The following is a 12,396-nucleotide window of genomic DNA, read 5'->3' as shown; positions in this document are numbered from 1 at the left end:
GTCCGCTCTTTCGCAGTGTTTTGAGACGTATATCGAACGATACTCCTCGATAGAAACAATACGAACACCATCTAGCGGTACTTTTATCTACTCGACCGGCTTTCGGACTCGCGGTGACCGAACCGTGCAACTGACACTCTTCCTCGAAGACGCCCGCAAGTGGGCGGCGAAGCGAATCGCGCCGTCGAAGTCGTCCTCTGACGGGACGGCGACGAGCGACGAAGAACCGACGAGCGTCTCCCGGCGTCTTCCGCCCGGAAACGTCTGAGTCGAGCGACGACTTCCCCGCCGGGGCCTCCCGTGGTCCCTCGCGGTCGAACCGAAGAACAGAGTATCAGATGTGAATTTTTGAAGCGGACGTTTATTGCGGAAGCCGACGCACCCTCTCGCCAATGACGCGTTGGCGGGCCGTCGTCGCCGGGTTCGCACTCGCCGCCTGCAGCGAAGCCCTCGTCTTCGCGTTGACCGGGCGAGTCACGCTGGTCGGCGGCCTCGCCGGGAGCGCCGTCGCCGGCTACCTCGTCGGTCCGGACGTCGCCGACGGGGCGTGGCATGGCCTGCTGTCGGCGCTCTCGTGGGGCATCGTCCTCATCCCCGCCCTCGTCGCCCTCGCAGTCGTCGGCGACGGCCCCCTCCCGTTCCCGTTCGAGTATCTGGTTCCGTGGTTCGACACCGCCGGGGAGGCGACGACGGGCGTGTTGCTCTCGGTGACGCTCCCGAACGTCGCGGCGGGCGCCGTCGGCAGTCTCTCTCGCGGCCGCGACATCGCGCGGGCGAAACACGACGGGGACGACGGCGAAGAGCACCCGGACGAGGACCGCGTGGGCGAGAGACGGAGCGACGAGAGCGCGAACCGCGAGGAGCGAGCAGACGGCTGGTTAGGCGCGGACGAAGCCTGAGCGGCGGTCTCGCAGACACACGTTCACGCGTTTTCGCTCCCGTCCGAGTCGCTTCACTCGACGCGCGACTCGCCGAACGTCCGCCGCTCCGGTGCGTGAGTGGTTCACGAGGGAGAGGCGGTGAGAGACCGTTTCCAAACCGTTTATACCGGTCTGACGATAACGCGCAGATATGCCCAAAGAACAGAAGCAGGTCCGCGAACTTCAGGAAGGCAGCTACGTGATGATGGAAGAGTCCCCGTGTAAGATAAACGCCTACAGTACGGCGAAACCCGGGAAACACGGCAGCGCGAAGGCCCGTATCGAGGGCAAGGGCGTGTTCGACTCGAAGAAGCGTTCGCTCAGCCAGCCTGTCGACGCAAAGGTGTGGGTGCCCATCATCGAACGGAAACAGGGTCAGGTCGTCTCCGTCACCGGTGCGGACGCCCAGATTATGGACCTCGCGACGTACGAGACGTTCACGATGCGCATCCCCGACGACGAGAGTCTCTCGCCGGAAGACGAGATAGAGTACCTCGAGTACGAGGGCCAGCGGAAGATCGTCTGATCGGGATGTACCCCGGGGCAACCGCATCGCGTGACGACGCCGCGTACGTCGTCGTGGGCGCCCCGCTGGATATCTCGACCACGTTCCGACCCGGGACCCGGTTCGGTCCCGAGAGAATCCGGCGGTTCGCCCGGACGTTCGACGACTACGACCGGCGGACCGACCTGCACTTTTCCGACTGTCTCGTTCACGACGAGGGCGACGTCCACCCGTGGGACGACGCCGAGGAGTACGTCGAGTGGGTCGCGGGGACGCTTCGCGACGTCGTTCGGGACGACGCCGTCCCTCTCCTCCTCGGCGGCGAGCACACCGTCACCGCCGCGGGCGTCGACGCCGTCTCGCCCGACGTGTTCGTCTGTCTGGACGCGCACTTGGACCTCCGCGCGGACTACGACGGCAACGAGTGGAGTCACGCCACGGTCACGCGCCGAATCCTCGACGAACTCGGAGCCGAAGAGGCGATTATCCTCGGCGCGCGGACCGGGTCCCCCGAGGAGTGGACCCGCGCCGAGGCCGAGGACGTGACCGTCGTCGCCCCCGAGGACGTCGCCGAGTTCGACTTCGGCGACCGTCTCGAAGACCGCTCGGTCTACCTCAGCGTCGACATCGACGGCGCGGACCCCGGGTTCGCGCCGGGGACGGGGACGCCCGAACCGTTCGGTCTCGCGCCCAGAGAGATGCGCGACGTCGTCCGAACGGTCGCTCCTCGCGCCGACGGCTTCGACGTGGTGGAGGTGAACGACCGAGACGACGGGCAGGCGGCGTCGCTCGGCGGGAAGTTGCTTCGGGAGTTCGTGCTCGCGCACGCCGCGGCGAACGGCGTCGCTCCCGAGTAGTGAGAAGCGGAACGAACGGCCGGAGCGTCACCGACTGGAGACGCTCCGAGCCAGTCGCCGTACCTTACTGACGATGCTTCGTCGCGTTCGGCGCGGCAGACGTCGCCACGTTCGAAGTGCCTTGCGGAACTTGCCCATGACAATCACACGCGGCAGAGCCGCGTCGTTCGTTCGCCCCGTCAGATGACGGGTACACGTGCAGAGTCACGGGAGGTACAAAGCTGTCGTGGCCGATTCGGAGCGTCCGAGTCGCGTCCTAATATCACACACCAATAGTTTCCTAAGACGAAGAATTAAGGCGAGAACGGTCAGTCGTCAGTGTGATGGAGTTTCAACTGTCGGCGTTCTCGGCAGTCCTCTTCGCTTCGGCCGGTCTCGCGGTGAGTTCCGCGGTCATCGCGTGGCGGCACCGGGACGTACCCGGGTCGGTCGCGTTCGTCGTGTTGATGGCGCTCGTCGCGGTGTGGTCCGCGGCGTACGGGATTCAACTGCTGTTCACGTCGCTCGGCGCGCAGATTTTCTGGGACAACGTCCAGTACCCCGCCGGCCTGCTCACGCCCGTCGTGTTCTTCGTGTTCGTCCTCCACTACACCGGCCGGAGTCGGTTCGTGACCCGGCGTCGACTCGCCGTCGCCGTCGCGCTGCCGCTCGTCGCGTCGGCCGCGGTCTGGGTGCCGTCGCTTCGACCGCTCGTCCGGTCCGGCGAGACGCTCGAACTCGTCGGTCCGTTCGTCGTCCTGTTGCCGGCTCCCGGTCCGCTGTTCTTACTCGTGCTCGCGTACAGTTACGCGCTCGTCGCGGTTGGACTCGGCCTCCTCTTCGTGACGACGCTTCGGACGCCGTCGCTGTACCGCAGACAGGCGCTTCTCATCACGCTCGGAGCCGTCGTCCCCATCGCCGGGAGCGTCGTCTCGTACGTGCTCGGCCTCACGGTCCTCGACCTGACTCCGATAGCGCTCTCGGCGTTCGGCGTGACGTTCAGCCTCGCGTTGACCCGGTTTCGGCTCCTCGACGTCCTTCCCATCGCACGGGACAGAATCATCAAACAGCTCGACGACGGCGTCGTCGTCACCGGCATCGACGACCGAGTGGTCGATATGAACCCCGCCGCCGAGGCGGTACTCGACGTGGACGGGGCCATCGGCAGGCCGTTGACGGCGCTGGCGTCCGAACGAGCGGCGACGGTGGCCGCCACCGAGACGGGGTCGACCACCGAACTCACGGTCGAGACGGAGGGGGGCGTTCGGTTCTTCGAGGTCCGGGCCTCGGCGCTCACCGACGCTGACGGCGTCGGTAACGCGACGCTGTACGTCCTGCGCGACGTGACGGCTCGGCGGACCCGCGAACGGTGGTTCGTCTCGCTCACGGAGCACTTGTCGGACGTCGTCACCGTCGTCGACGCCGACCTGCGCGTCACCTACGTCAGCCCCTCCGTCGAACCGACGCTCGGATACGAGGCCGAGGGGGTCGAAGGCGAGAGCTTCCTCGCGTTCGTCCACCCGGACGACGTCAGCGAGGTCCGCGACGCGCTCTCTCGGGAGGAAGCCGACCCGGCGCAGGTCACCTACCGCGCTCGGGCGGCGGACGGGTCGTGGCACACCCTCGAATCGCGGAGCAAGAACCGGCTCTCGGACCCCGTCGTCGAGGGCATCGTCGTGACGACTCGGGACATCACCGAGAAGCAGACCCGAAAGCGTGAGCTCGAACGCCAGAACGAACGGTTAGACGCGTTCGCCGGCGTCGTCTCGCACGACCTCAGAAACCCGTTGTCGGTGGCGACCGGGTTCGCCGAACTCGCCGAGGACGACCCGCGCGCAGAGCACTTCGAGCGCGTCCACAGCGCGCACGACCGGATGAGCGAGATAATCGCGGACCTCCTGACGCTGACCCGGAGCGGGCAGTCGGTCGACGACCCCGAATCGGTCACCGTCGAAGACGTCGCCAAGCGGGCGTGGGCGCAGGTCGTGACGGACGATGCGACGCTCGACGTTTGCGAGACGGGACGCATCGAGGCGGACCCGCAGCGACTCCAACAGCTACTCGAGAACCTGTTCCGGAACAGTATCGAACACGGTTCGACGGGCGAGTCGGCGACGGCGAACCGCCGAGACGAACGCGGAACGACGCCGACGAACGTGCGCGTCGGTCCCACCGACGACGGCTTCTACGTCGAAGACGACGGCCCCGGCGTTCCGCCCGGGTCCAGAGAAGACGTCTTCGAGTCGGGGTTCTCGACGGCCGATGGGGGAACGGGCGTCGGACTCGCCATCGTCCGTGCGGTCGCCGAGGGTCACGGGTGGTCGGTGTCGGTGACCAACGGAGAGGACGGCGGCGCGCGATTCGAGATTCGGACGGGTGAGCGGCGGTGATACCGCTGTCGCCGTTGCTTGTCGTCGGGGGACTGTTCGGCGTCGGCGTGAGTTCGGCCGTGGCCGTCCTCGCGTGGCGTCGGCGACGGACGGAGGGGGCGTTCGCGCTGGCGGCGATGATGGTCTCGGTGGACGTCTGGATCGTCCTTCGGCTGGCTCGGATGTTCGCGTCCACCTCGGCGACCACGTATCTGCTCGTGGACGTCGAGTGGCTGGCCATCGGCGCGACGTCGATCGCGTGGTTCTCGTTCGCGCTCACGTACACGGGACGGCGACACCTCCTCTCGCGCGGTCGGGTGGTCGCACTCTGTGCCGTCGTCGTTCTCGTCGTCCTCACCGCGCTGTCCAACGGGGTCCACGGACTGTTTCGCACGAGTACGTCCATCGTCGAGTCGGGACCGCTCAGACTGTTCGATTCGACGCCCGGTCCGCTGTACTGGGTGGCGATAAGCTACGTCTACGGCCTCATCGCCGCCGGCGTGGCCGTCCTCGCGCATTCGACCATCGCGATTCAGTCGCACTACCGGCGGCAGGCCGTCGCGTTGTTGCTCGCGGCCGTCCTCCCGACGATGGCGAGTCTCCCCTACGTGCTCGGGGTGACGACGGTCGACGCGACGCCGTACGTGCTCCCGGTTTCGGGAGTCGTCTGTCTGATCGCGGTCCAGCAGTACAGCCTCCTCGACGCGGAACCGCTCCGGAGTCGCGTCGTCAGAGAGATGGCGGTCGACCAGATGGACGACGCCGTCGTCGTCGTGGACGACGCGGACCGAATCGTCGACGCGAACGCGAGCGCGCGGTCCCTGCTGTCGATGTCGGGCGACGTCGAGTCGGTCCAGACGGTGTTTCCGGCGGACGCCGACCTCTCGGCGGGGCGCCGAACCGTCCGTCTGGACACGGCACAGGGCGGGCGACTGCTCGACGTCAGCGTGACACCGCTTTCGGACACCGGGAGTCGGCTGTCCGGTCGAATCGTCGTGCTCCGCGACGTCACCGAGCGTCGCGTCCGAACGCAGCATCTGTCGGTTCTCAACCGGGTTATCAGACACAACCTCCGCAACCGGATGACGCTCGTCATGGGCTACGGTCACCAACTCGACGGCCCGGAGGCCGACCTCGTCGTCGAGAACGCGCGACAGGTAACCGCGCTCGGAAACAAAGCGGTCCGCGTCCAGCGGTTCCTCGAACACGTCTCGCCCGAAAACAGAGCCGTCGCCGTCGAGTCACTCGGGAGACGGGCCGTCGAACCCCTCCGCGGGAGCTATCCCGAGGCATCGATTTCCGTCGAGACGGCGGTTACCGAACCGCTCGCCTGTGCCGTCGGCGTCCGAGAGATACTCCACGAACTCGTCGAGAACGCGGTCAGACACGCGGAGCACTCCTCGCCGACCGTCGACGTCCGACTCTCGGCCCGCGAGGGGATGCTCTGCGTCCGGGTCGAAGACGACGGCCCGGGACTGCCCCCGATGGAACGCGCCGTCCTGACGCAGGAACGGGAGAGTCCGCTCGAACACGGCAGCGGCCTCGGTCTCTGGATGGTTCGGTGGGGCGTGAGCCTCCTCGGCGGCACGCTCGCGTGTGAGACAAAGGAGTCCGGCACGGTGATGACCGTCCGCGTGCCCGTCTCGGAACGCCGCGAGGCCGCCTGAGCGTCGCCGACGAACGGTTCGTCCGAGAGACCACGAGATACAAGCGTCGGGCGGTCGACCCACCGTGCATGACGCTCTCTCGTGCGGAACTGGTCGAACGCTACGACGACGAACTCGACACCGAGGCGTACGCCGACGTGGACGCGAGTCCGAACGGCCTACAGGTCGGGTCGGCCGACGGAACGGTCGACCACGTCGCCTTCGCCGTCGACGCCGCCGAGGCGACCATCGAGGCGGCCGTCGACGCGGGCGCGGACCTCCTCGTGACCCACCACGGCCTCGTCTGGGGCGGACTGGACCGCGTGACCGGCCGCGACTACGACCGCATCGCACCCCTCGTCGAGAACGACGTCGGACTGTACGTCTCGCACCTCCCCCTCGACGGCCACCAGTCGCTGGGCAACGCCGCGGGCGTCGCGGACCGTCTCGAACTGGAAGCCCGCGAACCGTTCGGCGAGATGGGGCCGGCCCACATCGGCCAGCGCGGCCGGGCGTCTCGGTCGTTCACCGTCGAGGAACTGCGGGAGACGCTCGACGAGTTCGACAACGGCGACCGGTCGACGCAGGTGCTCGACTTCGGCCCCGGCGAGATATCGGAGATAGCCGTCGCCACCGGGTCGGCCGCGGACTGGCTCTCGGAGGCGGAAGCCGCGGGCGTCGACGCGTTCGTGACCGGCGAAGGCAAACAGCAGGTGTACCACGAGGCGCGCGAGGCGGAGATGAACGTCTTCCTCGCGGGCCACTACGCGACGGAGACGTTCGGCGTGCGCAACCTCGCCGCGCTCGCACAGGAGTGGGGACTCGAGGTGACGTACGTCGACCACCCGACGGGACTCTGAGGCGACGGTTCGCGCCCCGACGGGAGTATCAAACCCGATATTCGGCAGGGTGTCTTTTTCTGGTCACAACCGCTGAGTTGCAGTATCTATGTCAAATTTTCCGTGGAATCGACTCCGACCGAGTTTCGGGACGAAACTCGCCGTCGCACTCGTCGCCATCGTCGCACTCGTCGTCGGCTTCGGGTTCGTGGTCCACGAGCAGACCTCGAATACGCTCGAAGCCGAGCAGCGAGGTGACCTCGTCACTTCGGCGGAGGTACGAGCCGCGGAGCTAGACACGTGGCTGGGGGGTATCGAGAAGCAGACGCGCCTGCACTCGTCATATCCCATCCTTCAGTCGGGCGACGAATCGGCCATCAGCGACCACCTGACCGAGACGGTCGAGTCGGGTCAGGTACCGCGAGGCGTCGTCGCCGTCCACTACTACGACACCGAGGAGAAGACCATCCTCGCGAGTTCGACGCCGAAGATGGAGGGCGTGAGCCCCGCAGAACAGGGCGCACCGTTCGCGAAGAGTCCGCCGTCGTTCGACGGAGCGGACGACTCGCACGTGACCGCGCCGTTCACCGTTCCGGTCGTCGAGTTCCCGGTCGTCTCCGTCATCTCGCCCGTCAGCGGGGCGGACGACCGCGCGCTCATCTACATGATAAATCTGGAGGCGCACGCCGCGTCGTTCGCCACGACGGCCGGCGGCGGGTCGACGGCCGTCGTCGACGGGGAGGGGCGGTACGTCGCGCACCCCGACGGCACGAGACTGCTCGACGCGTACGACGGAGACGCCGCCGCTCTCACGGACGGCGGGTTCGTCGAAGCCGAGGAGACGCTGGTCGCCGGGGCGTCGATGTCGACGGTGGACTGGACCGTACTCGTCCGACAAGAGAAGGCGGAGGCGTTCGCGCTCGGTCAGCAGGTGACGTCAGCGATACTCGGTCTCATCCTGCTCGTCCTCGTGAGCCTCGCGCTCGTCGGCGTCCTGGTCGGGTCGAACACGGTCGTCTCGCTGCGGCGACTGGCGCAGCGAGCCGACGCGATGGCCGGCGGCGACCTCGACGTCGATCTGCGAACGACTCGAACCGACGAGTTCGGGACGCTCTATCAGTCGTTCGCCGACATGCGCGACACGCTCCGCGCGGAGATTCGCCGGACCGAGCGCGTCAACGAGCGACTCGAACGAAAGGCGACGTCGTACGGCGACGTGATGGACGCCGTCGCGGCGGGCGACCTCACCCGTCGGATGGAACCCGACGGGGAAAACGAGGCGATGGCCCACGTGGCCGTGTCGTTCAACGAGATGCTCGACGAGATATCGGAGACGATAGGGGAGGTGACGCGGTTCGCCGACCACGTCGCCGACGCGGCAGCGCAGGTCGACGCCGGCGCGAACGAGGTGATGGACGCCTCCGCGGGCGTGACGACGGCGACGACGGAGATATCCGCGGGTGCAGAACAGCAGACCGAGAACCTCCGGGCGGTCTCCGACGAGATGGACCAGCTCTCCTCGTCCGCAGAGGAGGTCGCCGCCACCGTGAGCGGCGTGGCCGAAGCGTCGGAGCGCGCCGCGGCCATCGGCGACTCCGGGAGGGCGGACGCCGAACGGGCGCTCGACGAGATGGACGCCGTCGAACACGCCACCGAGGAGACCGCGAGAGAGGTGGCCGCCCTCGCCGAGGAACTGGAGGCGGTCGGTGACATCGTGGAGGTCATCCGCAGCATCGCGGACGAGACGAACCTCCTCGCGCTCAACGCCTCCATCGAGGCGGCGCGGACCGGCGAGGCCGGGTCCGGGTTCGCCGTCGTCGCTGACGAGGTGAAGTCGCTCGCCGAGGAGACGGCCGAGTCGGCGGCAGAGATCGAACAGCGACTCGAACGCATCCAGTCGCGGGCAGACGAGACGACCGCGGCGATGGACGAGACGCGGACGCGCATCCACACGGGGGCCGAGACGGTCGAGTCGGCCATCGACGCCCTCGAACGAATCGCCGTCGCCGTCGACGAGACGGACGGCTCGATTCAGGAGATACGCGACGCGACCGAGACGCAGGCGCGGTCCGCCACGGCGGTCGTAGAACGCGTCGACGAGGTGGCGACCATCAGCGAACAGACCGCCGACGAGGCGGTTGACGTGGCCGCGGCGGCCGAAGAACAGACGGCGACGATGACCACCGTGAGCGACTCCGCCGAGCGACTAGCCGACAGAGCCCGCGACCTTCGGACGGTCCTCCGCGAGTTCTCCGTCGCGGAAGCCTCGGCGACGCCACCGAAGCCCGAACTGACGGTCACGGGGGACGATTAGATGGAACTCACCGTCACACTCTGGCTGTGGGTCGGTGCCGTCGGAATGGCGCTCGGAACGCTCGTTCCGCTCGGTCGGTTCGTGCGAGACGAAGAGAGCCGGGTCTACACGGCGGTACTCACCGGCGTGACGGCTATCGCGGCCGTCGCCTACGCGCTGATGGCGCAGGGCTACGCCGTCTCGCTCCCCGGTCTGGAAGGCGTCGAACTCGTCCGGTACGTCGACTGGCTACTCACGACGCCGCTCATGGTGCTCTACCTCGGACTGCTCTCGCGGTCGGGTCCGCGCGTCTACGCGGCGCTCGTCGCCGCCGACGTCGTCGTCGTCACGAGCGGTGTCGTCGCGGCGGCGCTGTCGGGACCGACGCGGTACGTCGCGTTCGGCGTCGGTGCCGTCGCCTACCTCGTCCTGTCGTATCTGTTGCTCCGGACGCTGCCGCGCCGCGCGTCGTTCCAGTCCGGCGACCACGTCGCGACGTTCACGACGGTTCGGAACCTCACCGTGGTGGTCTGGAGTCTCTACCCCGTCGTGTGGCTTCTCGCCCCGACGGGCGTCGGTCTCCTCCTCCCGGAGACGCAGGTGTTGGTGATGACGTACCTCGACTTGGTGTCGAAGGTCGGATTCGTCGTCGTCGCCGTCCGCGGCCTCGACGGCATCACCTCGCACGGCACAGCGCGGACGACGACCGCGGACTGAGGCGTTTCCCCGCCGCTCGCTCACCGGAGGCGGACCGCGACCACTAAACGCCCCCGACGCGCACCGGCAGATATGAGCGACGACGGTCACGACGAGGACCACCACGACGCCGACGAGGGCGACGACCACGACTACCAGCCACCGCACCGCGAGGAGTTCCACGAGAACCCCATCGGCCACGCGCGGGTCCGCGCGGGGATGAGCGTCGGCGAACTCGCCACGGAGTACGGAAAGGCGGGCATCGGCGCGGCGAGCGTCCAACGCGCCGTCGACGTGTACGCGGAGATGCTCGGCCGCGACGACGTGACGAACCTGTTCGGTCTCGCGGGCGCGATGGTGCCAACGGGAATGCGTCAGATAGTCGTCGACATGATTCGCGACGGTCACATCGACGCCCTCGTCACGACGGGCGCGAACCTGACGCACGACGCCATCGAGGCCATCGGCGGTAAGCACCACCACGGCCGCGCCGAACCGGACGACCCGCACCCGACGGACGACGCGGCCAAGTCGACGGGCGAGACGACGCGCGACCACGACGAACACCTCCGTGACGAACAGGTCGACCGCATCTACAACGTCTACCTCCCGCAGGAGCACTTCGCGCTGTTCGAGGGCCACCTCCGCGAGAACGTCTTCCCCGAAGTCGAGCGCACGGTGTCGATTCAGGAGTTCACCGCCGAGTTGGGACGCGCGAACCTCGAACGCAACCGCGAGGAGGGAGTCGAGGAGGACGCGGGCATCGCGGCGGCGGCGTACGAACACGACGTCCCCATCTACTGCCCCGCGATTCAGGACTCCGTCCTCGGAATTCAGGCGTGGATATACTCGCAGACCTCGGAGTTCGCGCTGGACGCGCTGAAAGACATGACCCACCTCTCGGACCTCGCGTTCGAGGCGGAGAAAGCGGGCGCGATGGTCGTCGGCGGCGGCGTCCCGAAGAACTACGTCCTGCAGACGATGCTCACCATCCCCGACGCGTACGACTACGCCGTCCAGTTGACGATGGACCCCGACCACACCGGCGGCCTGTCGGGTGCGACGCTGGACGAGGCGCGGTCGTGGGGGAAACTGGAGAAGTCCGCGAAGAACGTCACCGTCGTCGGCGACGCGACCATCACGCTCCCACTCGTCGTCGCCGCGGCGCGCGAACGCGCCGACGAGCGGTACTGAGAGCGTTCACCGGCGAGCAAAGTACGGGAAAGCCTGTCGCTCTCACGTACACTTTTGCACCCGCTGGCCGTCGGTTGGCGTATGGAGTACACCACGTTCGGTTCGACCGGCGTCACCGTCTCGGAACTCTGTCTCGGCTGTATGAGTTTCGGGACGAACTGGGACGACTGGACGCTCGACAGAGAAGAGAGCCGCGAACTCATCGAGCGCGCCATCGACCTCGGAATCAACTTCTTCGACACCGCGAACGTCTACTCCTACGGGGAGTCAGAGGAGATTCTCGGCGACGTCCTCGCGGACTACGACCGCGACGAGTTCGTCGTCGCGACGAAGGTGTACGGACAGATGGACGAGGAGGACCCGAACTCGGGCGGCCTCTCGCGCAAGACCATCGAGCAGGAGTTAGACGCCTCCTTGGAGCGACTCGGGATGGACACGGTCGACCTCTACCAGATACACCGCTGGGACGACGACACGCCCGTCGAGACGACGATGCGTGCGCTGGACGACGCCGTCCGGCGCGGGAAGACGCGCTACCTCGGCGCGTCGTCGATGTGGGCACACCAGTTCGCCGACGCCCTCCACACCTCGGACCGACTCGGTCTGGACCGGTTCGTCTCCATGCAGAACCTCTACAACCTCGCCTACCGCGAGGAAGAGCGCGAGATGCTCCCGCTCTGCGAGAAGGAGGACGTCGCCGTCATGCCGTGGTCGCCGCTGGGCGCGGGCTATCTCACCCGCCCGCACGAGGAGTTCGACGCGACGACGCGCGGCGAACACGAGTCGTCGCACGACCGGGGATACACGCGGGGCGGCGGCCCGGAGATAAACGAACGCGTCCAGGAACTCGCCGAGGAGAAGGGCGTGAAGATGGCGCAGATAGCGATGGCGTGGCAGTTCGAGAAGTCGTGGGTGACGACGCCCATCATCGGCACGTCGAGCGTCGAACACCTCGAAGACGCCGTCGAAGCGCTCGACATCGACCTCTCGGAGTCTGACGTGGAGTACCTCGAAGCGCCGTACGAACCCGTTCCCGTCTCCGGTCACGAGTAGTCCGGCGGCGACGCGACACCGTTCACCACGAGACACGGAACGGCT

The 12,396-nt window shown here is 67.4% G+C and carries 11 protein-coding genes; all 11 read left to right on the top strand.

Annotated features, from left to right (window positions below):
- Window positions 1-124: 124 nt before the first annotated feature.
- The gene (locus BM282_RS18530; protein WP_175501486.1) at window positions 125-268 is read left to right on the top strand and encodes a hypothetical protein; all 144 of its coding nucleotides are present in this window, start codon (window positions 125-127) and stop codon (window positions 266-268) included.
- Between the two features lie 124 nt (window positions 269-392).
- Window positions 393-899, top strand: a complete 507-nt coding sequence (locus BM282_RS18525) for a DUF5518 domain-containing protein (protein WP_175501484.1) — start codon at window positions 393-395, stop codon at window positions 897-899.
- Between the two features lie 172 nt (window positions 900-1,071).
- A complete protein-coding gene (locus BM282_RS10175; RefSeq protein ID WP_089880273.1) occupies window positions 1,072-1,446 on the top strand; it encodes a translation initiation factor IF-5A in 375 nt (124 codons plus the stop codon).
- Window positions 1,447-1,451: 5 nt separating this feature from the next.
- Window positions 1,452-2,282: an agmatinase gene (gene speB, locus BM282_RS10170; protein WP_089880270.1), complete on the top strand. Its 831-nt coding sequence runs from the start codon at window positions 1,452-1,454 to the stop codon at window positions 2,280-2,282.
- 323 nt (window positions 2,283-2,605) lie between these two features.
- Window positions 2,606-4,651, top strand: a complete 2,046-nt coding sequence (locus BM282_RS10165) for a histidine kinase N-terminal 7TM domain-containing protein (RefSeq protein WP_089880266.1) — start codon at window positions 2,606-2,608, stop codon at window positions 4,649-4,651.
- Between the two features lie 47 nt (window positions 4,652-4,698).
- Entirely contained in the window at window positions 4,699-6,297 is a 1,599-nt protein-coding gene (locus BM282_RS10160) for a sensor histidine kinase (protein WP_217642700.1), read from the top strand.
- A gap of 68 nt (window positions 6,298-6,365) precedes the next feature.
- The gene (locus BM282_RS10155) at window positions 6,366-7,136 is read left to right on the top strand and encodes a Nif3-like dinuclear metal center hexameric protein (RefSeq protein WP_089880260.1); all 771 of its coding nucleotides are present in this window, start codon (window positions 6,366-6,368) and stop codon (window positions 7,134-7,136) included.
- Between the two features lie 88 nt (window positions 7,137-7,224).
- Complete coding sequence (locus BM282_RS10150) at window positions 7,225-9,429, top strand: methyl-accepting chemotaxis protein (RefSeq protein ID WP_089880257.1); 2,205 nt, start codon at window positions 7,225-7,227, stop codon at window positions 9,427-9,429.
- Window positions 9,430-10,125 (top strand): bacteriorhodopsin, encoded by a 696-nt coding sequence (locus BM282_RS10145; protein ID WP_089880254.1) that lies wholly within the window; start codon window positions 9,430-9,432, stop codon window positions 10,123-10,125.
- 72 nt (window positions 10,126-10,197) lie between these two features.
- Window positions 10,198-11,298: a deoxyhypusine synthase gene (locus BM282_RS10140; RefSeq protein ID WP_089880250.1), complete on the top strand. Its 1,101-nt coding sequence runs from the start codon at window positions 10,198-10,200 to the stop codon at window positions 11,296-11,298.
- Window positions 11,299-11,379: 81 nt separating this feature from the next.
- Window positions 11,380-12,351 carry an aldo/keto reductase gene (locus tag BM282_RS10135; protein ID WP_089880248.1) on the top strand — a complete coding sequence of 324 codons (972 nt, stop codon included), beginning with the start codon at window positions 11,380-11,382 and terminating at the stop codon, window positions 12,349-12,351.
- Window positions 12,352-12,396: the final 45 nt, after the last annotated feature.

This window comes from Halogeometricum limi (assembly GCF_900115785.1).
In the GTDB taxonomy this organism is placed as follows: domain Archaea; phylum Halobacteriota; class Halobacteria; order Halobacteriales; family Haloferacaceae; genus Halogeometricum; species Halogeometricum limi.
Note: the sequence above shows the minus strand (reverse complement) of the source record. Positions and strands in the feature narration are given on the sequence as shown.